The organism is Microbispora sp. H10830, from assembly GCF_014161375.1.
Classification (GTDB): domain Bacteria; phylum Actinomycetota; class Actinomycetes; order Streptosporangiales; family Streptosporangiaceae; genus Microbispora; species Microbispora catharanthi.
This window is the reverse complement of sequence record NZ_JABBWX010000015.1, coordinates 49,156-70,822: the sequence shown is the minus strand read 5'-3', so window position 1 is coordinate 70,822 and position 21,667 is coordinate 49,156. Positions and strand designations below refer to the sequence as shown.

15 protein-coding genes and 1 pseudogene are annotated in these 21,667 nt (G+C 72.5%); 4 read left to right on the top strand and 12 right to left on the bottom strand.

What is annotated here, in order from left to right:
• Nucleotides 1-19: 19 nt before the first annotated feature.
• The 6 genes from HHX35_RS32220 to HHX35_RS43965 all read right to left on the bottom strand — a co-directional run bounded on the left by HHX35_RS32220 (nt 20) and on the right by HHX35_RS43965 (nt 6,429).
• Complete coding sequence (locus HHX35_RS32220) at nt 20-982, bottom strand: zinc-dependent alcohol dehydrogenase family protein (RefSeq protein ID WP_182902434.1); 963 nt, start codon at nt 980-982, stop codon at nt 20-22.
• A 184-nt stretch (nt 983-1,166) separates the two neighbouring features.
• On the bottom strand, nt 1,167-1,733 hold the full coding sequence (locus HHX35_RS32215) for an AAA family ATPase (RefSeq protein WP_182902433.1): 567 nt from the start codon (nt 1,731-1,733) through the stop codon (nt 1,167-1,169).
• A complete protein-coding gene (locus HHX35_RS32210; RefSeq protein ID WP_310739451.1) occupies nt 1,730-1,975 on the bottom strand; it encodes a hypothetical protein in 246 nt (81 codons plus the stop codon). The genes HHX35_RS32215 and HHX35_RS32210 overlap by 4 nt, the downstream gene beginning before the upstream one ends.
• A gap of 78 nt (nt 1,976-2,053) precedes the next feature.
• Entirely contained in the window at nt 2,054-3,415 is a 1,362-nt protein-coding gene (locus HHX35_RS32205) for a S8 family serine peptidase (protein WP_182902432.1), read from the bottom strand.
• A gap of 147 nt (nt 3,416-3,562) precedes the next feature.
• Nucleotides 3,563-5,260: an LCP family protein gene (locus tag HHX35_RS32200; RefSeq protein WP_182902431.1), complete on the bottom strand. Its 1,698-nt coding sequence runs from the start codon at nt 5,258-5,260 to the stop codon at nt 3,563-3,565.
• Between the two features lie 83 nt (nt 5,261-5,343).
• A complete protein-coding gene (locus tag HHX35_RS43965; protein WP_310739449.1) occupies nt 5,344-6,429 on the bottom strand; it encodes a neutral zinc metallopeptidase in 1,086 nt (361 codons plus the stop codon).
• Nucleotides 6,430-7,597: 1,168 nt separating this feature from the next.
• On the opposite strand from HHX35_RS43965, the gene HHX35_RS32190 reads away from it, so the two are divergent.
• Both HHX35_RS32190 and HHX35_RS43960 read left to right on the top strand, forming a co-directional pair.
• Nucleotides 7,598-8,467, top strand: a complete 870-nt coding sequence (locus HHX35_RS32190; protein WP_182902429.1) for a LysR family transcriptional regulator — start codon at nt 7,598-7,600, stop codon at nt 8,465-8,467.
• A gap of 214 nt (nt 8,468-8,681) precedes the next feature.
• Nucleotides 8,682-10,952: pseudogene (locus HHX35_RS43960) on the top strand (AAA family ATPase); the annotation flags it as partial.
• 31 nt (nt 10,953-10,983) lie between these two features.
• Here the strand turns inward: HHX35_RS43960 and HHX35_RS45225 are convergent.
• Nucleotides 10,984-12,042: a HAMP domain-containing sensor histidine kinase gene (locus tag HHX35_RS45225; protein ID WP_182902428.1), complete on the bottom strand. Its 1,059-nt coding sequence runs from the start codon at nt 12,040-12,042 to the stop codon at nt 10,984-10,986.
• Nucleotides 12,043-12,438: 396 nt separating this feature from the next.
• Between HHX35_RS45225 and folP the strand changes: the two genes are divergently transcribed.
• Both folP and HHX35_RS32175 read left to right on the top strand, forming a co-directional pair.
• Entirely contained in the window at nt 12,439-13,221 is a 783-nt protein-coding gene (gene folP, locus HHX35_RS32180) for a dihydropteroate synthase (RefSeq protein WP_259405614.1), read from the top strand.
• Nucleotides 13,222-13,664: 443 nt separating this feature from the next.
• Entirely contained in the window at nt 13,665-14,855 is a 1,191-nt protein-coding gene (locus HHX35_RS32175) for a Cmx/CmrA family chloramphenicol efflux MFS transporter (RefSeq protein ID WP_182902427.1), read from the top strand.
• A 97-nt stretch (nt 14,856-14,952) separates the two neighbouring features.
• Here HHX35_RS32175 and HHX35_RS32170 read toward each other — a convergent pair whose 3' ends face one another.
• From HHX35_RS32170 to HHX35_RS32150, 5 genes are all read right to left on the bottom strand, one after another.
• The gene (locus HHX35_RS32170) at nt 14,953-16,020 is read right to left on the bottom strand and encodes a glycerophosphodiester phosphodiesterase family protein (RefSeq protein WP_182902426.1); all 1,068 of its coding nucleotides are present in this window, start codon (nt 16,018-16,020) and stop codon (nt 14,953-14,955) included.
• A 147-nt stretch (nt 16,021-16,167) separates the two neighbouring features.
• Nucleotides 16,168-17,937, bottom strand: coding sequence for a bifunctional UDP-sugar hydrolase/5'-nucleotidase (locus HHX35_RS32165; protein WP_220506152.1), 1,770 nt, complete (start codon nt 17,935-17,937; stop codon nt 16,168-16,170).
• A gap of 111 nt (nt 17,938-18,048) precedes the next feature.
• On the bottom strand, nt 18,049-19,467 hold the full coding sequence (locus HHX35_RS32160; RefSeq protein WP_182902425.1) for an aspartate aminotransferase family protein: 1,419 nt from the start codon (nt 19,465-19,467) through the stop codon (nt 18,049-18,051).
• An 8-nt stretch (nt 19,468-19,475) separates the two neighbouring features.
• Nucleotides 19,476-20,888, bottom strand: coding sequence for an ATP-binding protein (locus HHX35_RS32155; protein ID WP_310739447.1), 1,413 nt, complete (start codon nt 20,886-20,888; stop codon nt 19,476-19,478).
• Nucleotides 20,889-20,890: 2 nt separating this feature from the next.
• The gene (locus HHX35_RS32150; RefSeq protein WP_139572824.1) at nt 20,891-21,565 is read right to left on the bottom strand and encodes a response regulator transcription factor; all 675 of its coding nucleotides are present in this window, start codon (nt 21,563-21,565) and stop codon (nt 20,891-20,893) included.
• Between the last annotated feature and the right edge of the window lie 102 nt (nt 21,566-21,667).

Here is a 21,667-nt window from a genome sequence, read left to right as displayed (position 1 = left end):
CCGGCGTGAGCCGCGCGGGCTACGGTGTCAGCACGATCCTGCCGAACACCTCACCCGCGTCCATCTTCCGGTGCGCCGACACGGCCTGCTCCAACGGCAGCACCTCGTGCACCACCGTGTGCAGCGCGCCGCGACTCGCGGCGGCGAACTGCTCGGTCCTCACGGCACGCCGATCGGGCCCGGCCACGGTGTCGGCGCTGAACGTGGCGAACGACATCGACTTACGGAACGCCGCCATCATCCTCATGCCGAAGTCCGCCGGCGGCTGGCCTCCGACCGCGCCGACGGCCACCAGGCGACCGTTCGGGTTGAGCTTGGCGAAGAACGAAGGCATGTCCGCGCCGGCGACGATGTCGATGATGACGTCGTAGCCCGCGGGAGCGTCCGCGCCGCCCTCGCCGGAGCGGTCGAGCACATGGGTCGCGCCGAGCCTGCGCAGGCGCTCGCCGCGCTCGGCCGACGACGTCGTGACCGCCACCGCACCGGCACCGCCGTGAGCCGCGAGCTGGACCGTCATGATCCCGATGCTGCCGGCCGCGCCGCGTACCAGCACCGACTCGCCGGGAGCGAAGCGGGCATGGGAAAGGCCGAAGTGGGCCACCACTCCGGAGCTCCCGAGCGTCACCGCGTCGACGGCGGACAGGTTCGCGGGAAGGGGAAGGATCTCCTCGACCGCGGCGATCGCCTGTTCGACGTAGCCGCCGCCCACGCCGGTGAACGCCCACACCCGCTGCCCGATCCACGACGTGCCGACGTCGTCGCCGACGGCGATCACGGTGCCCGCCACCTCGCTGCCGGGGATAAGGCCTCCCGAGAAGCCGTAGGCGGCCAGAGCGCCGCTTCGGATCACGGCGTCGACGCCGCCGACGCCGATCGCCTCGGTGGCGATCAGCACCTGCCCGGCGGCGGGAGCCGGGGCGGGGAGGTCGATGACCGCCAGACCTTCGGGACTTCCGAATGCCTGGATCGTGACTGCCTTCAAGGTCGTCTCCATGTTCCGTGACCGATCGGGACCGCGCCCGGGCGCGACGGAAGCGCATCGCCTCCATGCCTCGGACGGTAACGGACTCGACCGTCCGTTCGACTGAAGTGAGAGGGGCGACCGACCGTTTGCCTCACATTCCCCCTTTTGCGCAGCACCAGGCGGGAACGATGGGAGGCGCCGCCTACGCCCTCGCCGGCAGCCGGTCGATCTGGACCTCCAGCGGGGGCGCGCCGAGGCGGTTGTCGACCTCGTCGTACGGCACGGCGGGCGGCTCGTCGACGCGGATGGCGCGCAGATATTCGGCGAACCTCTCCAGCTTCTGCCCGTCCCTGGCGAGGCCCCGGCGGATGAGCCGCTCACGCAGCGTCGGGCCGTCGGAGCGGATCCAGATCAGGCGCACCTCGGGTCCGCCCAGCGCCTCCACCCACGCGTGCCAGAGCGCCGCGTCGTGCACCTGGGAGGTGAAGGGCCCGCCGAGCATCACCGGGCAGCCGTGGGAACGGATCTCCCTGGCCGTCGCCGTCATGCCGGCGTACTCGTGCCGCTTGACGTGATCGTCGTACCACGGCCCCTCGCGCTCGCCGGGGGGCCTGCCGTACGCGGCGAGCGTGGCCTCGACGAAGCCGCCGTACATCGTGTCCTTGTCGAGCAGGGCGGGCACGGGGTCGAGGCGGGCCAGCAGCAGGTCGCAGACGGTCGACTTGCCCGCGCCCGGCGGACCGGACACCACCCAGACGGGAGCGGTCATCGCGGCGGGCCGTAGGGCTCGATGGGCGGATCGGAGTAGGGCCCGCCGTCCGCCGCGCCCGAGTCGCCGACGCGCCGTCCGGCGTCCTCCGTCACCCGCAGGACGTACAGGTTCCTGCCGGGATCGACCGGCACCAGGCCGTACGCGGCGTCGACCTCGTCCTCGGTGAGGCCGAGCCGCCGCATCGCGGCCTCCAGCGTCGCGGGCGCGGCGAGCCGCACGGTGATGAGCACCTCGGCCACCGGCCCCGCCTCCCCTGCTGGACGTGTCGTCACCGGACGCCGCGGCGGCCTCAGGCCGCTCTCGCGGCGCTGTGGTACTCAGGCCGCTTTCGCGGCTCGGCGGCGCAGCGCGGCGATGATGCCGGCGGCGTCCACCACGCCGTATCCGTAGTCGTGGTCATACCCTACGGCACTGCGATCATCGGCCGTCCGGCGGAGCAGGGTCCTGAGCTGGGCGGGCGGCAGCACCGTCGAGGGCCAGCGGGAGCGTACGGCGGCGACCAGCCCGGCCGCGACGGGGCAGGCCGCCGAGGTGCCCGAGTCGGGCTCGCCGTCGCCGAGCGCGCCAGAGCCGGCGAAGTGCGTGTAGGAGCAGACGTCCGGCTTGCGCGCGGCCAGCCGGCCGGGGCCCTGCGAGGAGTAGCCCACCCGTGTGCCCGCCGTGTCGATTCCGCCGATCGACAGCGCGCGGGGATGGGAGTTGGCCCCGACGATGGGCCGGTCGGGGTAGGCGCACCTGCTGTCGCGGCACTGCGTCCCGCAGTTGCCCGCGGCGAACAGGATGTCCGCCCCCGCCTCGGCCAGGCTGCCGACGATCAGGTTGAACGGATGGGCCGGGTTGTCGGAGTAGTTGCCGGGGTGTCCGGGCGGGAAGTCCCAGCGGGGGGAGAAGGACCCCCAGCTGTTGGTCACCACGAGCGCCCGCGACTCGGCGGGCTGGGCGTCGAGGATCTCGCGTAGATGGGCGTACGCGGCGATCGCGTCGGACAGCAGGCCGTCGAGCGTCGAGCCGCCCTGCCGCCGCGACAGCAGCACGGGCACGTCCACCAGCGACGCCTTGGGCGCGGCGATCAGCGCGTCGAAGGCGCACATGGTGCCGTGGTCGACAGGGAAGTCCCCCGGGGTTCCGGAGACGCTCTGGGGGTTCCAGCTCCGCTCGTGATCCACTGTCACGTCGTGGCCGCGGGCCGACTTGACGTACGCCGCGTTGATGCCGGTGTCGACGACCGCGAGGGGGACGCCGGAGCCGTCCAGCCCCTCGGCCGTCAGGTCGGGCACGCGCAGCAGGCGTTCGACGTCGTGCCAGTCGCCGACGGCGGGGTCGCCCCCGCAGGTGAGCGAGGTCTCGATCGCCGGGTCGGCGTACACCGCGACCACGTCGCGGCGGGCCGCGGGCAGGAGGGCGATCCTGCTGGTGACCTCGTCGTCGGCGATCTCCCCGCGGACCACGACCGAGGCGTCCTGGGGCGCCATGGAGAAGACCAGCGGCTGGTTGAGCGACAGCGGGTCCCCGCCGGGGGACGCGGGCATCGGGCGGGGCACGGCCACGGGGGCGTACGAGTGGTCGAGGACGACCCCGGGCAGGCCGTCGGCCACGTCCGACGCCATCGAGGGAACCGACGGGTCGGCGACGGCGGCGACCAGATCGGGGGACGGACGCAACTGGATGAGTACGCGCACGACGAGTCCACTCCGTTACTAGGCGGATCGTGACTGGGTGGATACGTTACGTGACAACCTTGCTGCATCCGGAGGGCGGCGTCCACGCCTTCGCGGAAAAACCCGCTGGTGTCGCCCGCTCAGGAGCGTTGGCTCAGAAGCGTTGACTCAGAAGCCGCACAGCTCCGACAGGCTCTTGGCCGCCTTGTCGTTCGTGGTGGGCGTCCTGCGGGGGCTCGCCCCGGCGACGACCGGCGTACGGGAGGGAGACGGACTCGGCGACGCGGACGGGGAGTGCGAACCGGAGGGGGTGGCGGACGCCGCCGATCCGGCGGACGACATCGGCGAGGCGGTGGCCGCGACGGCGCCCCGGTCGGACATCGACTGCCGGATCGCCTCCTTGGTCAGCTGCCTGATCTTGACCCAGTCCGGGTTGCCGGTGTAGATGAGAGGCGGCACGAACTGGAGACTGGTGATCTTGGCGCTGCGCACCTTCATGCCGAGCGGGACGAGGTGCTCCAGCAGGTCGCGGGGGATGTCGGTGCGGAACATGTGCCGGGCCGCCGCGGCGATCTTGTTGAAGTTCGCGAGCACCGTGGCCGGGGTGACCTGCTGGGCGAGCGCGCCGATGACGCAGCGCTGGCGGGCCATGCGGGAGAAGTCGTCGCTGTCCACCCGCGAGCGGCCATACCAGAGCACCTCCTCGCCGTTGAGCGTCCGGTAACCGGCCTTGATGGTCCCGGCGGTGCCGAACTTGCCGCCCCACCTGACGTCCTGCTCGACCCGGATCTTGAGCCCGCCGACCGCGTCGATCAGGGCCGCGAAGCCGTACATGTCGACAATCGCGTAGTAGTCGATGTTCAGGCCCAGGGTGTAGCCGATGGCGTCCTTCAGCGCCTGCGCGCCCTTGTTCTTGCCGCCCATGACCTGGGGGTTGTTGTCGGCGTAGTACCAGACGGAGTTGAGCAGGCCCTGTCCCTCGGCGTTGAAGCCGTTGGGGAACACCTTGCGCAGGGGGCTGCTCGGGGGGAAGCGGACGTACTGGAGGTTGCGCGGCAGGCTGAACAGGACGGTGTTGCCGGTGGCGATGTTCACGCTGGCCACGGTCATCGAGTCGGTGCGCACCCCGAGCCGGTTGCCCGCCGCGTCGCCGCCGATCAGCAGGAAGTTCACGCGCGTGCGGCCGTTCCACGGGTCCTCGGCCCGTACGGGGACGGGGGTCGAGCCCTCCACCGGAGCCGTGACGTCGTCGAGTAACTGGCTGGCCGTCCTGATCGTGTTCGCGGTGAAGGCGAACGGGGCCATCACGGCCACGCACAGCACGCCCGCGACGATGCCGGACACCACCTGTCCGGTCTGCGTCAGGCGCTGCGGACGCAGGGCGACGAACGACAGGAGCACGAGCGCGAACCAGGCGAGCGCGCACACGGCGGCGCCGGCCATGATGGCGGTCATCGTGCTGCCGCGCAGCGCGACCCCCGCGTTGTCCTTCAGTCGCAGGACCAGGACCACCAGGGCGACCAGCACGACGCCGAACGTCGCCAGCAGCGCGATCCCGGTGCGGCGGTTGCCCGCCCGCAGGTGGGCCGCCCCGGGTACGACGGCCGACAGCGCCGTCCAGCCGATCAGGGAGGCGGTGGTCAGCCGAGGGCCGAAGCGCGGCCCCTCGCCGCGCGCGGCCGCCGTGGGCGGCGGGCCCGCGGGTTCCTTGCCGCCCCCGCCCCCACCACGCCGACCTGTGTTTCCACCGGGCTGGCCTGTGTCTCCGCTGGCTCCACTGGGCTGACCTGTGTTTCCACCGGGCTGACCTGGCCGCTGACCTTCCAGGGGCCCTCCGGCCTCGTCAGCGGGACCCCCGCCTCGCATGGTTCACCGCTCTCTCCTCCGAAGCTGTGGCAGGGATTCTAACCCCCATATCCGGACAAGGTAGACGTAAACCGGGGGGCCCATCACGACACGGAACTGGAGCCGACCACCCAGGTGTTGCACTGGTAGGCCATCGGGCGGGTGTATCCCTGGCGGAACCAGGCGGCGTTGCTGCGCGTGTTTCCGTGGTCGCGCGGCCCTCCCGGCTGGTCGCCCAGGTGGCTGTACGCCCACAGGAGCGTGTTGCGCCGGGTGGTGTCGATCGGATACGAGGCGGCGACCGACCGCATGAACATGCCGCCGAAACACGTCGCCTGCAGTTCGTGCCGGCGGCTCAGAGCCATCTTGCCGCTCCGCGAGCCGGAGTCGAGCGTCTGCCGCCACCAGGAGTCGGAGATGCCCGACAGACTCTGGATGTGGTGGCCGTACTCGTGGGCCATCATGCTGATGATGATCCCGTTCCACGAACCGAGCGGGCCGTACTCCCTCGTCATGGCCGAGGTGGAGGCGTAGATCGTGCTGTTGCTCGGGCAGTAGTACGGCACGTTGCTGCCGGGGGAGGGATAGTCGCCGCACGCGCCCCTGCCCTTGCGGGCCGCGATCATGTACTTCGGCGGGCTCCAGTCGATCCCGACCCGCTCCAGCGCCGGCGCCCACGCCTTGCTCATGCACGCGCCGGTCTTGAGGATCAGCGCCTTGAACTGGGCGTGGTTGTAGATGCTGGCGTTCCCGGCCCGGCAGTTCGTCTTCGGCAGCGATCCTGCCCGATAGAGGGTGTTGTTCTTCGTCGTGCGGTTGAGCACCGGAGTCGGCCGCGTCGTGGGCTGCGACGTCGGCTTCGAGGTGGGCTTGTGGGTCGGTTCCGTGTCCGTGGTGGCTTCGTGCGAGGGGAACGGCGAGAAGGTGAAGGTCGGGATCGCGACCGGCGAGACCGTTTCGTCGTGGTCCGACAGACCGGCCAGTGCGCTCACGATCACGACGAGCACGAAGACCAGCGCCAGCACGCCCATGAGCGCGCCGACGACCGCCCCCGCGCCGGACTTGCGGCGGGGCGGCCGCCAGGCGGGCGGCGGATACGGGGCGGCGGGCCCGCGCGGGGGAGGCGGAGGCTGCGGGGCCCACCCCGGCCCCTGCGGCGACCCCTGTGGCGGCGCCTGCGGTGGCGGCACCTGGAACGGCGCTCCCTGAGGCGGCGCCGCCTGCGGGTAGGCGGGCCCGTTCGGCGCGTACGCGTGGCCTGCCTGGTGGCCCGCCGCTCCGTTCGGCGGCCCGTACGGAGAGCCGGGTGGGGCGGCGGGGGACGGCGGGGGTGCGTAGGACTGCGCGTAGGGCCCCGCCTGAGCCTGTGCGGGAGGCTGCGCGAGGGACTGCGCGGGGGGCTGTGCGTGCGGTCCGGCGCCCGCCGCGTCCGGCCACGCCGGGGCCTGCGACTGCGCCCCGCCCGGGAACTGTGCCTCGCCTTGGAACTGTGCCCCGCCCGGGAACTGTGCCCCGCCCGGGAACTGTGTCCCGGCCTGGAACTGGGGCCCGGGCTGGTAGGGCGTCGCGCCCGGGTATGGGCCGTTCGGTGCATAGGCGCCCCCCTGCGCCTCGGCCCCCGGGTGGGCGCCTTGGCTATAGGGCGGCGCGGCCTGCGGATAGGGGGTGCCGCCATTCGGTCCGGGGCTCGGAACACCGCCCTGAGGCTGAGTTCCGGGGTAGCCCCCCGCGCCCTGCGGCGGCCCGCTCGGCGGGTAGGCGGTGCCGCCCTGCGGCATGCCGGAGACGGCGCCGTGAGGCTGCTGCCCGAAAAGAGGAGGGCCGGAAACAGGAGGGCCGGAAGGTTGGGGGCCGCCCTGCGGCGAGGCGTTCCCCGGATAGGCCGGGCCGTGGGACGGTGCGTTCCCCGGGTACGCGGACGGGCCCTGGGGATGTGCCCCGGGCGGATAGGGGCCGCCGTAGGCCTGACCTCCCGGCGCCTGGGAGCCGTTCTGCGGCGGCGGGTAGGGAGCGGCGCCGGGCGCCTGCTGCCACGCGCCGCCCTCCGGGCCGCCCCACCCCGGCGGACCGTACGGCCCCGGGGCCGGGCCGGAGGATCGCGATCCGTCCGGCGAGGCGGGCCCGGCCTCCGGTTGCGGCGAATACGGCGGTCCTGAATAGGGAGAACTCTCCCCGGGCGGCTCCTGGGGAGGGTACTGCTGCGCCACGACATTGCCCCCTTTGTGGATTTGGGGCAAAAGAATACTGTTTTCTCATCCATCACGGATGTAGCAGATGTCGGGCACGATGTGTAATCGACCGGCGTGATCTCTGCGATGTTCCGGAATCGCCGGGCTCGTCTGCCCTAGCGTTTTTCGCATGAATCTGCAGCAGCTCCGTTACGTGGTCGCCACTGCGGAGCACCGCACCATGACCGATGCCGCCAGATCGCTCTATATCGCGCAGCCTGCTCTGTCCCGCGCGATACGCGACCTGGAACGTGAACTCGGAATGACGCTTTTCGCGCGCTCGGGCCGCGGGGTCGTCGTGACGGCCCAGGGCCGCCGGGTGGTGAAGCTGGCCCGCGAGGCCCTCGACGCGGTGGCGGAGATCGAGGCCCTCGCGACGCAGGGCAACTCCTCCGGCGCCGAACTGCGGATCGCGTCCACGCCGAGCCTGGAGCCCGGTCTCGCCGGGCGCCTGCTGCCCGCCTACGCCGCCGAGCATCCGGGGATCCGGGTGCACATCGTGCGGTGCGAGGGCCGGGAGGGGGTGGTCAGCGCGGTACGCGAACAGCGCGCCGATCTCGGGCTGACCGACCTCCCGGTGCCCACCGACCTGGTGAGCCACCCGCTCGAACGCCAGGAGATCGTGCTGATCTCCCCGCCCGGCCTCGACCTGCCCGATCCCGTCCCCGTGGCCCGGCTCGACGGCATGCGGCTGGTGCTGCCCGCCCCCGGCAACCCCCGCCGCAGGGAGTTCGACCAGATCTTCGCCACGTACGGCGTCCGCCCGATCCCGGCCGTCGAGTCCGACGAGCGGCGGGGCTGGCTGCGGATCGTACGGGAGGGGCGCGCCTCGCTGCTGTGGTATCGGGGCATGGCCGAGCAGGCGGCCAGGGCCGGTCTCGTGGTCCGCTCGCTCGATCCCTCGCTCCGGAAGATCATCGCGGTCGTCCACGCCCGGCGGCGGTTGCCCGCGATGGCGCAGGACTTCGTGGCCCTGGCCGAGGGCGGCTCCGCGGCATGAATCGCATGCCGGTTGTTTGGATCGTTCCATCGCCTCGTCCGTCGAGCGATACCTGTCCCGGTCGCGCCACGGTGACCCATACCGGCAAGACCGCCGGCGGGCCGGTGAAGCTCCGGACTCCCGGGCGTACCGGTCGAAGGGAGGCGGTCGGGCGGCCCGGTGTCGCGGTGACAACAGTGCGTTTGACCTGGTAGTTCGTCCTGCTTAGCGTGAAGTGGTGGTCACCAGCGCGCCGCTCGCGCGTCGGGTCGGCAACCTTCCAGCCGAGCTGACGAGCTTCGTGGGCCGCAGGCGGGACCTGACCGAGATCCGCCGGTTGCAGAACATCTCGCGCCTGGTGACTCTGACGGGAGCGGGCGGCGTCGGCAAGACCCGGCTCGCGCTGCGGGTCGCCGCCGAGCAGCACCGGGCGTTCGAGGCGGTCTGGCTGGTCGATCTGTCCGCCCTCGACGACCCGGAGCTGGTCACCGAGACGGTGGCGGCGACCATCGGCGTGCGGGACCAGTCGGAGAAGTCCTCCCTCACCTCGCTGATCCAGGCGCTGTCGGCGCAGCGGACGCTGCTCGTGCTCGACAACTGCGAGCACCTGCGAGACGCCTGCGCGTCGCTCGCCGACCGGCTCCTGCGGGCCGTTCCCGATCTGCGGATCATCGCCACCAGCCGCCAGTCGCTCGGGGTCATGGGCGAGCACCAGATGAAGGTGGCGCCGCTCGCGCTTCCCGAGCCGGACCGGCGGCTCCCGGGGAAGGCGCCGGAGCTTTACGACGGAGTCTGCCTGTTCCTGGAGCGGGCGGCGGCCGTCGTGCCCGGGTTCCGCCTGACAGCGGACAACGAGGACGCCGTGGTCGAGCTGTGCCGCCGGCTGGACGGGATCCCGCTGGCGATCGAACTGGCCGCCGTACGGCTGCGGGCGCTGACGGTCGACGCGCTGCTCGAACGACTCGACAACCGGTATGGCCTGCTCACGAGCGGGAGCCCGACCCTCGTCCCGCGCCAGCGGACCCTGCACGCGCTCGTGGACTGGAGCTTCCGACTGCTCTCCCCGCCCGAGCGCACGCTGTGCAGCCGCGTCTCGATCTTCCCCGGCCACTTCGATCTCGAGGCCGTGGAGGCGGTCTGCACCGGCGACGGCATCGAACAGCAGGACGTGCTCGATCTGATCGACGCGCTGCTGGACAAGTCGCTACTGCTGCGCGAGGAGCACGGGTGCCAGGTCCGCTACCGCATGCTGGAGACGCTGCGGGAGTTCGGCAGGCTTCGGCTGCAGGGGCCCGACGAGCGGCGAACGCTGGCCCGGCGCCACCGTGACCACTACCTCCGTCTGGTCGAGCGGGCGGTGGCCGAGTGGTTCGGCCCCGCCCAGTTGACGTGGTACGCCCGGTTGCGGCTGGAGCGGGCACATCTGCGCGCCGCCATGGAGTTCTGCCTCAGCGAGCCCGGTGAGGCGGAGACCGGGCTGCGCATGGCCATGCTCCTGTTCGATCCCCTCTGGATGCCCAACGCGTTCTACAGCGAGGGCCGTTACTGGCTCGACCGGTTGCTGGAGGCGACTCCGGGGCCGACCGCCGTACGAGCCGAGGCGTTGTGCGCCGACGCGCACTTGGCGTTCATGCAGGGCGACCCGACGGCGGGGGAGCTTCGCATCGGCGAGGGCCGGGCGCTCGCGGAGAAGCTGAACGATGCCAGGATCCTGGCATGGGCGTCGCTGGTCGCCGGCATAGCGAGTCACCAGAGCGGCGACCACGCCCGGGCTGCCGTCGTGCTGGAGGAGGCCGTGGCGGGGCTCGCCGCCGCCGGGGAGGGCATCGCCCTCGTCGTCGGCCTCTTCTCGCTTGGGGCCGCGGTCGGCTACCTGGGCGACTTGGAACGGGCGGCGCGGCTGCTCGAGCGCAGCCTCGCGATCGCCGAGCGCCATGGTGAGAGCTGGATCCGATCTTGGGTGCTGAACGTGTGCGCCATCCAGGCCTGGCAGCGGGGGGACAACGCCCGGGCGGCGTCTCTGGCCCGTGAGAGCCTGCGGGTCGGCCGCGGTTTCGACGACCGGCTTGCGATCGGGACGTCGATGGAAGCGCTCGGCTGGATCATGCAGAGCGAGGGCCGGCACGCCGCCGCCGCCCGCATGTTCGGCGCCGCGGTGGGGGTGTGCCGGACGGCCGGAATGAGCGCCCTGTGGATGGTGCAGCACGGCGAGTTCCACGAGCGGTGTGTGAACGCGCTCCGGGCGCAGATGGGGGAGCGGGCCTTCGACCGCGCGCTGCGCCAGGGAGGGCGGTTGACGCTGGACGACGCCGTCGCCGAGGCGCTCGGCGAGCCGGTGGACGCGCGCGGGACCGAGGACCGGGGCGAGGAACCGCAGGAGGCAGCCATACCGGCGGCGTCACCGCTGACCAGGCGCGAGAGCGAGATCGCCGAGCTGGTCTCCCAGGGAATGAGCAACCGGGAGATCTCCTCGGCACTCGTCATCGCCCTGAGAACCACGGAGGGCCACGTCGAGCACATCTTGACCAAGCTCGGCTTCAACTCCCGCGCCCAGATCGCCGCGTGGGTGACCGCACGGAAGGCCGGTGGTCAGGACGGCGGTCAGGCCAGTGGTCAGGCCAGTGATCAGGACGGTGGTCAGGACGGCCGGGATCGCGGCAGAGCCACGCCACCTCCCCGTCCACGCTGAGGAGCACGCGATCTCCGGCCTCTCCACCGCCTTCGGCGAGCGCCCGAACGCCTCGCCGTTCCGGGTCGGCGCCTGCCGCGGCCGTCTCACCGGCGTGGAAGACGGGCAGCCGCAGCGCGGCGCCCTCCGCTGACGGCGGGCCCGGCCTCGGGGACGTGCCGCGCAGGCGCACGACCTGTCCCCTCCGCTCCTCCGGCGTGGTCTCGGCGGGCCGCGTGAGCGGCAGGCGGACGACGAACCGCGTCCCGGGTTGGGCGTCCTGGACGGAGATGTCCCCGCCGTGGGCCTTGACGGCCTCCCCGGCGATGGCGAGCCCGAGGCCGGAGCCGCCCGCGGACCTGCTCCTGGCGGTGTCCCTGCGGAAGAAGCGGTCGAAGATACGCTCGCGGTCGGCCTCGGGGATGGTCTCGCCGTCGTTGCCCACCGCGAGGACGGCCCGCTCGCCGTCCCTGCGGACGTCCACTCGGACGGCCGTGGCGGCGTGCCGTTCGGCGTTGTCGAGCAGATTCCTCACCACGCGGGCCAGCAGCGGCCGCAGCCCTCGCACGATCACGTCCGGGGCGAGGTGGACCTCGAGCGGGCGGTGGGCCCGCCTGTGCGCCAGTTCCGCGGCGACGAGCCGGCCGAGGTCGATCTCCTCTCTCTCGGACGGTGTGATCGTCGTGATACTCGTCAGCAACAGGAGGTCGGAGACGATCGCCTCCAGCCTGCCGGTGGCTCGCAGCGCCCCGTCGATCGCCTCGGACACGTCGTCGGGGTAGAGTCGCGCGGCCTCCAGCTGGGCTCGAATGGCGGCGATGGGGGTGAGCAGTTCGTGCGACGCGTCCGCGGCGAACCGCCGCTGCTGGCTCAGCGCGCGCTCCGCGATCCGCTCGGCATGCTCGATCCGGTTGGAGATGCTGTTCATCGTCGCTTTCCTCGTCCACGGCCGGATGCGGGTGCCGGCCTCCGTCAACCAGCATTCACGGCGGACCGCTGCGCGATAACGGGGAAAACCGAGGTAGCCCACCCGACGGCCCAACATAGGTAGTTTCCCCCGTGGCCCGGACCGTCGACATCGTGATGACGGGTTCCCGACGCGGGCGGAAGTAGAACTGCTCAGCCCGGGCGGCACCTCGCCACGATGGGATCCGCGGGACGGTCCTCAGCACGACGGCGGCAGTACGCTGGCGGCGTGTCCAGTTCGCCGATGCCCACCGGGGCGCCCATCACGCAGCCCGGTTCGCAGGCCGGCTCGCAGCCCGGCACGCCGTCCGTCCTGCGCCTGCGCGGCCGTGCCTTCGGTCCCGGTGACTTCGCGGTCATGGCCGTGGTCAACCGGACCCCCGACTCCTTCTACGACAGGGGGTCCACCTACGCCTTCCAGGCCGCCGTGGACGCCGCCTCCCGTCTCATCGACGAGGGGGCGGACATCGTGGACATCGGCGGCGTGAAGGCGGGTCCCGGCACGGAGGTCGACCCGGCCGAGGAGATCCGCCGCGTGGCGGAGGTCGTCGCCGCGGTGCGCGAGCGGCATCCCGACGTGATCATCAGCGTGGACACCTGGCGGTCGGAGGTGGCCAAGGTCGTCGCCGAGGCGGGGGCCGACCTGCTCAACGACACCTGGGGCGGCGTGGACCCCGGCCTCGCGGGCGTCGCGGCGGCGTACGGCATCGGCCTGGTGTGCGCGCACGCCGGGCGGGTGGAGCCGCGCACCCGGCCGCACCGCGTCGCGTACGCCGACGTCGTGGCGGACGTGGTCGCGTACACGACGGACCTCGCGGAGCGCGCGGTCGCCGCGGGAGTCCGCCGCGACGCGATCCTCATCGACCCGGCTCACGACTTCGGCAAGAACACCTGGCACTCGCTGGAGGTCAGCCGGCGGCTCGGGGAGATGACCGCCACGGGGTGGCCGGTGCTCGTGGCGGTCTCCAACAAGGACTTCGTCGGCGAGACGCTGGGCGGGCTGCCCGTCAAGGAGCGCCACGCCGGCACGCTGGCCACGCTCGCCGTGTCGGCGCTGCAGGGCGCGCGGGTCTTCCGGGTCCACGACGCGGCGAGCGCCCGCAGGGCTCTCGCGGTGATCGCCCGCCTCGCCGGCGCGTGAGCCCGGGTGGCGGGAGCCCCGGATCCCCGGGGGCCCCGGCTGTCGTGATCAAAGGGATGGACAGGGCGCTCACACCGTAACTAACGTGTCACCCATGTCCAGCCCCGAGGCGTCGAGACGCTAGCCACCGGTCATCCGGTGGCTGATGCGTCGCGCGGCTGAGTCGCCGCGCCGGATCCCCACGCCGGGGCGCATCGCGTCCGGCACGGCTGCGCCGTGCCTGTCACCGGATCACCGTCGTACGGGCCGTTTCTCCCGGGCTCCGCACCACCGTCACCGTCATGGTCGCCGACCGCGTCACCGGAACCCGGGTGTCCTCGTGCGGCGACCCCGCGTGCCCGGCCGGACCTTCCCTCGTCGTCCGGCCGTCGCCGCGGCGCGCCGTGTCCTTCATCGACACTTTCGCGACGTCTATGACGTTTGCGACGCGGTGTGGAGTTGTCATGCCAATCGCCATCTACATGCTCGGACTGGCGGTCTTCGCCCAGGGGACCTCCGAGTTCATGCTGTCGGGCCTGGTGCCCGACATCGCCCGTGACCTGCACGTGTCCGTCCCGGCCGCCGGGGCGCTGACGTCGGCCTTCGCCGTGGGGATGATCGTGGGCGCGCCGCTGACGGCCGTCCTCAGCCTGCGGTGGCCGAGACGGCGGGCGCTGCTGGTCTTCCTGACCGTCTTCATGATCGTTCACGTGGCCGGCGCGGTCACCACCGGCTTCGGCGTTCTGCTGGCCGCCCGCGTCGCCGGAGCGCTGGCCAACGCCGGGTTCCTGGCCGTGGGTCTCGCGACGGCGACCGCCATGGCCGGGCCCGGCGCCAAAGGCCGGGCCGCCTCCGTACTGCTCGGCGGGATCACGCTCGCCTGCGTCGCCGGGGTGCCGGCCGGCGCCGTGCTCGGCCAGGTGTGGGGCTGGCGCTCGGCGTTCTGGGCGGTGGCGGTCGTCTCGGTGCCGGCCGTCGTCGCGGTCGCGCGCGCCGTTCCGGCCACGCCGCCGGACGCGGCCGTACCCGACGCACGGCGGGAGCTGCGGGCGCTGCGCCGGCCCCGGCTGCTCGTGACCCTGCTGCTGGGCGCCCTGGTGAACGGCGCCACTTTCTGCACCTTCACCTACCTGGCTCCGGTGGTCACCGACGTCGGCGGGTACGGCCGGCAGTGGGTGCCGGTGCTGCTGGCGCTCTTCGGCCTGGGGTCGTTCGCCGGGGTGTCGATCGGCGGGCGGATGGCGGACAGGCGGCCGATGTGGCTGCTGGTGCCCGGCGGCCTGGCCCTGCTGACCGGCTGGATCGTGTTCGGCGCGGCCGCGGGCAACGCGGCGGCGGTGTTCGTGCTCGTCTTCGTGCAGGGCACGCTGTCCTTCGCCGTCGGCTCCACGCTGATCGCGCGGGCGCTCTACGCGGCGGCCGACGCGCCGTCGCTGGGCGGCTCGTTCGCGACGGCCGCCTTCAACGTGGGCGCGACCGCCGGGCCCCTGCTGGGCGGGGTCGCCATCGGCGCCGGGCTGGGCTACCGATCTCCGCTGTGGGTCAGCGCGCTGCTGGTGGCGCTGGCGTTCACGGTGGCGGTGCCGGCCCTGGCGGCGCTGAGAGCAGGGAGGGCCGGCAGGAGAACGCCGTCTCCCCAGGATGCAGCACTGTGAGCGCCGGTCCGTGAGCCGCGACAGGGCCGCCTCCGGATGAGGGAGGCGGCCCTGCCGGCGCCGGATCAGAGCGCGGTTCGAGCGCGGGGCGCGACCGTCAGTGCGGCTCGTAGGCCTTCGGCAGCCGCATGCCGCGGTCGGCCATGATCCGGCGGACGACGTTCGGATAGTCGGTGATGACGCCGTCGATGCCCATGTCCATGAGAGCCTCGATGGTCGCCGGGTCGTCGCAGGTCCACGGGATGACCTTCAGACCGCGCGCGTGCGCCCGCGTCACCATCGCCTCGTCCACGTAGAAGCGGAAACCGGGGTCACTGATCTTCCCGTTCTGCGGGAAGCCGTACACCGGGGACAGCGCCGTGACGCCGGGGATGGCGGCGGCGGCCTTCACGAAGTCGCCGTCGAAGTCGTCGGCGTCGAGCCCGCCGAGCCACGGCGAGGCGCCGGGTCTGCCCACCTGGAGGAAGTCGTAGTTGGTGAGCGCCACCAGCGGCCAGCCCGGGGCGAGCCTGTGCATCTCGTTCAGGGCGCCCCAGTCGAAGGACTGGATGGTGACCTGATCCTCGATGCCCGAGGCGTGGATCTCCTCGTACACCCGGCGGACGAACAGCTCGCGTGGCGCGGTCTGCTCCGGCGCGCCCGCCTCGACCTTGGTCTCGATGTTCAACGTGACCTGCTTGGCGTGGTAGCTCCTGACGAGGTCCAGCACGTCCTTGAGCTCGGCCATCCGGAAGCCGTGGATCACCTCCTGCTCGGGGAACCCGGGCAGCTGCTGGTAGCCGCAGTCCATGGTCTTGATCTGGGCCAGGGTCAGGTCCTTGATGTACTTGCCGACGTACGGGTACATCGGGTCGCCGGGCACGACGGGCCCGGTGTCGCGGCACTTCTGGGCGCTGATCTGCCGGTCGTGGTTGACGACGACCTTCTCGTCCTTGGTGACGTGGGTGTCCAGCTCCAGGGTGGTGACCCCGAGGCGCAGGGCCTTGGCGAAGCCCTCCAGCGACTCCTCGGTCGTCATGCCGATGCCGCCGCGGTGGGCCTGCAGGTCGAAGTGGGTCTTCTGGGGCAGCACGCCGGGGCCGCCGGCCGCCGAGGCGTGGGCGGCCGTCGGCGCGGCGAGTGCGGGTGCGAGGGTCAGGCTCAACAGAAGCTTGCGAAGGTGCACGGAGGCTCCGGTTCGTTGGGTCGGTCCGACGCCGGGACACCGGATCGGCGGCCGGTCGCCGTTGCCGACGGGACATGCGGGAGTCTGCTGGGACGGTGGACGGCGGGGCCGTCTCCGGGAGGGGAGACCCGCCTCGCCGGCCCTGAATCAGAGCGCGGTCACCCGGTCGAGCGCGGGCGGAGCGACCGTCTCGTTCGCCTGGAGGTAGGCGCGGAACGCGTCGTAGTCGCGGGAGTTGCGCACGGGGTCGGTGAAGGCGGTCAGCGCGGTGAAGCCGTCCGCGCCGATCAGGGTGTACGCGAGGGCGGCCACCCGGTAGGTCCTCCCGAGGTCCAGCGGGGCGCCGCCGATCAGCACCTGGGAGGGGTCGATCCGGTCGCCCACCGGCCGGGAGGCGTCATAGGAGTAGCGGACGTTCGCCGACACCGCCAGCGGGCCGAACCGCACCGTGCCGTCCGCCTGGGTCTGCCACTGCTGTTCGAGCGCCTGCTCGATCTGCCGCCCGGTGAGCGAGACGGTGAGCACCGGGTTGGCGTAGCCGTACGCGCCCCAGGCCTCGCCGAACAGGACGGTGCCGTCGGCGTCCGCCGGGTTGGCCCCCTTGGCGAAGCGCAGGTCGCCGCGCAGGCTGGCGGAGCCCTTCAGCGGCGCCGCGGCCACCAGCGCCAGGTCGACCGGCCCGCCGCGCCGCGCGTCGGCGTACTCCACGTCGGCGACGAGGTTGCCCAGAGTGCTCTCGCCGTCGGCGGCGCGGGTCCGCGTGATGTCGCCGCTGATCCTGCCGACCGGGCGGGCGGCCGTCCGCGCGGACCGGGCGTTCCAGTAGTCGACGAGTCGCACCGCCGCCGGGTCGGGGGCGACGTCCCGGGTGACCGGGTGGTTCACCGCCGTGGTGGCGGAGCGGATGACCTCACCCGTCCTCGGGTCGATCTTGAGGTTGATCTCGCTGATCAGGCGTCCGTGGTTGGCCGCCTCGACGACGGGACGGGGGTTGCCGGCCGGGTCGGGGATCGTGCAGTTGAACAGCGCGTGCCAGTGCCCCGTGACGATCGCGTCGATGTCGGGGGAGGCCTGCTTGGCGAAGTCGACGACCGGACCCGACGGGTTGGTGCAGCCGTTGTAGTAGCCGCCGGCCGAGCCGCCCTCGTGCACGTCGGCCACGATGGCCTCGACGCCCTGGCGCTTGAGCTCGGCCGCGTACCGGTTGGCCGTCTCGACCAGCGGCAGGTTGTCCAGTTCGGGCTGATACGACGTCGAGCCGGTGACCGTCGTCGTGGTGGTCAGGCTGATGAAGCCGATCCGGACCTCCCGGCCGCCGTGGACCTTCACGTGCTTGATCACGTACGGCTTGAAGATCGGCGTGGTGGAGCCCTTGCGGGTGACGTTCGCGGAGGAGATCGCGTAGTCCGCCCCATGGAACCTGCGGCCGGTGGAGTCGGTGAAGCAGCTGTCCACGTCGACGACGCCGAAGCACTGGCCCTTGCCCATGTGGTCGCGGAGGAACTCCAGCGGCCGGTCCAGCTCGTGGTTGCCCACCGCCGCGAACTCCACGCCGATGGAGTTGAGGAACTCGACGGTGGGCTCGTCCTCGTGGTAGGCCACCTCGACCGGCCAGCCGCTGAAGTCGTCGCCCGTGGTGAAGGTGATGGAGTTGTCGTGGCCCTGCCGCAGGTTCTTCAGGTGGGCGGCGATGTACGCGGCGCCCCCCACCACGATCGTCCTTCCCTGGGCGTCCTTCACCGTGCCGTTCGCCGCGTCGTTCTGCGGCGTCAGGTAGCCGTGCAGGTCGGTGAACGAAAGGAGCTGCACGTCCACCGGCGGCGGTGCGGCGTCGGCGGCGGCCGGCAGGGCCGTCGTCACCGAGAGGGCCAGGGCCGCCGTGGCCGTCGCCCAGCGCCGGAAACTGTTGTGATCCACGTAGATGCCTTCGCTGGCTCGTGCTTGCTTGCGGAGGCATCTGATCAACGCCAGATGACGGACAACGGGCGGGTGCGCACCCAAAAGGTGAAGATCGGGAAGACAGCCGCATCAGGAGTACATAACCGACAGGAATCGGACGAGGATCGCCTCGCGGGTCGCGGCCGGCAGCGCGTCGAGCACGGCGTTCACGACCGCCATCCCGGGCTGTCCCGTCGCGGTGAGGTCGATCCCCACCGACGCGGCGAGCTCGGTGAACGTGGCGTCGTCCAGGGCGTCGAGGTCGAGGGACGCGATGAGCTCGGGCAGGCCATCGGGCACCTCGGCGGGTCCCCGTCGCCGGGCGGCCTCGGCCGCCTCCGCGATCACCTCCAGCATCGCGTCCACCCCCGCCAGCGTCACACCGGTGACCGTCACGTGGATGTTGGCCGGGATCCCGGCGTACGACAGCTGCGGCTGGAGGAACCAGCCGAGCCGGCGCGCCTCGTCGGCGAGCACGAAGACGTCCACCTCGGCGGAGCCGGCGACGGCGACCAGCGCGGCCTCCGGCTTCCCGAGCACCCGCAGTCCGGGGATCTTCCCCACGCCCTCCGCCAGCCGCCGGGTCGCCTCCAGCGTCCTGCGGCCGAGCTCCAGGTAGCCCTCCCGGCCGAGGGCCTGCAGGGTGGCCCAGGCGCCGCCGAGCGGCCCGGCCGACCGCGAGCTCTGCACGGTCGCGTTGATGATCGTGTAGCCGGGCCAGGCCGCAGAGGCGAAGTAGGCCCGGCGGCGCAATTCAGGGTCGCGGAACAGCAGCACCGACGCCCCCTTCGGCGCGTACCCGAACTTGTGCAGGTCGCACGAGATCGAGGTGACGCCGGGCACGCTCAGGTCGAAGGGCGGGATCGCGGCGCCCGCCTCGCGCAGCCACGGCAGCAGCCATCCGCCGACGCAGGCGTCCACGTGGCACGGCACGCCGCGCGCGGCGGCGAGCGCGGCCACCTCCTCGACCGGGTCGACGACGCCCTGCGGATAGGACGGCGCGGAGACCACCGCCAGCGCCGTACGATCGTCCAGTTCGGCCTCGAACGCCGGGACGGAGGCCCGATAGGTGACCGGGTCGACCGGGACCGGCACGATCTCCATGCCGAGGTAGTGCGCCGCCTTGTGGAACGCCGGGTGCGCGGTGACCGGCAGCACGACCCGGGTGGCGCCGGGACGGGCGTCGCGGGCGGCCTTCACGGCCAGCATGATCGACTCGGTTCCGCCGCTGGTGAAGATGCCCGGCGCACCGGGCCGTCCGAGCAGCTCGGCGACGGCCCCGACCACCTGCCGCTCCAGCGCGACCATGCTGGGGAAGGCCGTCGGGTCGAGCATGTTGACTTCGAGCATCTCCGCGTACGCCCGGTGCGCGGCCTCGTGCACCTCCGGCAGGCCGGTGTCGTAGACGTAGGCCGTCACCTTGCCGCCACGCACCGGCAGGTCGGCCTCCTTCAGTGCGGTCAGCTCGGCGAGCAGTTCGGTGACGGGCCTGCCGTACTCGGGAAGCATGAAACTCCTCAACGTGCCAGGGGGAGCCGGACGACGGCGCGCAGTCCGGGGGAGGCGTCCTCCAGGTGGACCGTACCGCCGTGGGCCTCGACCGTGGTGCGCACGATCGCGAGACCGAGCCCGGCGCCGCCGTCGTCGCGGCTGCGGGCGTCGTCGAGCCGGGTGAACCGGTCGAAGACCCGCTCCCGCTCCTCGGGCGGGATACCCGGCCCGTCGTCGGTGACGGTGAGCTCGGCGACGCTCCCCCCGGCGCGTACGCCGATCCGGACCGCCGACGCCGCGTGCCGCAGGGCGTTGTCGACCAGGTTGGCGAGCACCCGCCGCAGGTCCAGCGCGTCGCCCAGCACGACGGGAGACGCTACGCCGTCAGACACACCGGGCGCGAGGTCGAGGCCGAGGCCGTATCGCTCGGCCGTACGGCGGGCCATCTCGGCCAGGTCGACCGGTTCCCGCCGGCCCAGGCGGCCCTCGTCGAGCCGGGCGAGCGCGAGCAGGTCCTCGGCGAGGCGGGACAGCCGGAGGGTGTCCTCGAGCACCCCCTCGGCCGTCTCCTTCCAGTCCTGCCCCTCAGGGTGGCTTAGCGCGACCTCCAGCTGGAGCCGGATGCTGGCGAGCGGGCTGCGCAACTCGTGCGCCGCGTCGGAGACCAGCGCCCGCTGGCGCGCGTCGGCCTCCTCCAGCCGCCCGAGCATGTCGTTGAGGGTCGTGGCGAGCGCGTGCACCTCGTCGCGCGCCTCGGGCACCGGCAGCCGCCGCGACCGCGCCGTGGCGCCCACCTCGGCGGCGCCCCGCCGCAGCAGCGCGATCGGCCGCAGCGTGCGCCCGACGACCAGCCACGAGACCGCCGCCAGCAGCGCGAGCAGGAGCGGCATGCCGGCGATCAGCACGTGCCCGGTGGTCACCAGGCTGCTCTCCACCTCGCCGAACGACCGTGCCACGATCACCGTCACGCCGCGGTCCGCGCTCAGCGCCCGCACCCGCAGCGGCCCCGGCAGGGCGTACGGCCGGCCGTCCAGGAAGCGGGGCGCGCCGGTGCGCACGGCGGCCTCCCGCGCCCCCGCGGGCAGCAGGGGAACCAGGCGGTCGGTGTTCGGGGTGGCGTCGACGATCCGCCCGTCCCGGTCGAGCACCTGCACGATCGTGTTGTCCACCGAGACCACGGGATCGGACAGCCGGTTCGCGTCGGACAGCGCGACGATCTCACGTCCCCGCTGATAGACCTGGTCGTCGATGCCGCGGACGAGCGCCTCGCCGAGCACCGCGACGAACACGTACGCCGACACGGCGAGGGCGAGCGCCAGCACGGCCGTCGCCGCCGCGGTGACCCGGAACCGCAGGCTCTGCCGCCGCCACCACGTCACCGGGCGCGCGAGCACGGCCAGACCCGATGCGGGTGACTCCGGCCCAGGTGATTCGGACACGCTCAGCCGCCGTCGCTCGCGAGCCGGTAGCCGGCCCCCCGCACGGTCTGCAGGGCGGCGCGGCCGAAGGGCGTGTCGATCTTCCTGCGGAGATACCCGACGTACACCTCGACCACGTTCGGATCGGTGTCGTAGGTGTCCCACACGTGCTCCAGGATCTCCGGCTTCGACACCACCTCGCCCGGCCGGCGCATCAGGTATTCGAGCAGGGCGAACTCCCTGGGCGTCAGCTCGACCGGCGCCTCGCCCCGCGTGACCACCCGCGCCGCGGGGTCGAGCGACAGGTCGCCCGCGCTCAGCACGGCGGGCCTTCGGCCGCCGCCCCGGCGCAGCAGCGCCCGGAGCCGGGCCACCAGCACCACGTACGAGAACGGCTTGGTGAGGTAGTCGTCGGCGCCGAGGTCGAGCCCGTCGGCCATGTCGTACTCGCCGTCCTTGGCCGACAGCATGAGGATCGGCACCCAGTTCTCCTCCGCGCGCAACTGCTTGCACACGTTATAGCCGGACATACCGGGCAGCATGATGTCGAGCACGACCACGTCGTAGTCGCCGACGCGGGCCAGGTGCAGGCCCTCGTTCCCGTCGTGCGCCAGGTCGACGGCGAAGCCCTCCGCCTGCAGCCCGCGGCGCAGCGCCGCCGCCATCCGCCGCTCGTCCTCCACCACCAGAACCCGCATTGCCCCAGTGTGGACCCTTCCGGACGTGCGGGTGCAGGTGAGCCTGAGAGCCCTCTCAGCCCGTCTCAGCGTCGGCACAGGAACGTCCCGGCAGTCTCGGGT

Bases quoted from the DNA above. Each gene is read 5' to 3' on its own strand.
- HHX35_RS32215 (WP_182902433.1), bottom strand. From the start codon at position 1,733: ATGACCGCTCCCGTCTGGGTGGTGTCCGGTCCGCCGGGCGCGGGCAAG.
- HHX35_RS32200 (WP_182902431.1), bottom strand. From the start codon at position 5,260: ATGCGAGGCGGGGGTCCCGCTGACGAGGCCGGAGGGCCCCTGGAAGGT.
- HHX35_RS32190 (WP_182902429.1), top strand. From the start codon at position 7,598: ATGAATCTGCAGCAGCTCCGTTACGTGGTCGCCACTGCGGAGCACCGC.
- HHX35_RS45225 (WP_182902428.1), bottom strand. From the start codon at position 12,042: ATGAACAGCATCTCCAACCGGATCGAGCATGCCGAGCGGATCGCGGAG.
- folP (WP_259405614.1), top strand. From the start codon at position 12,439: ATGGCCGTGGTCAACCGGACCCCCGACTCCTTCTACGACAGGGGGTCC.
- HHX35_RS32175 (WP_182902427.1), top strand. From the start codon at position 13,665: ATGCCAATCGCCATCTACATGCTCGGACTGGCGGTCTTCGCCCAGGGG.
- HHX35_RS32160 (WP_182902425.1), bottom strand. From the start codon at position 19,467: ATGCTTCCCGAGTACGGCAGGCCCGTCACCGAACTGCTCGCCGAGCTG.
- HHX35_RS32150 (WP_139572824.1), bottom strand. From the start codon at position 21,565: ATGCGGGTTCTGGTGGTGGAGGACGAGCGGCGGATGGCGGCGGCGCTG.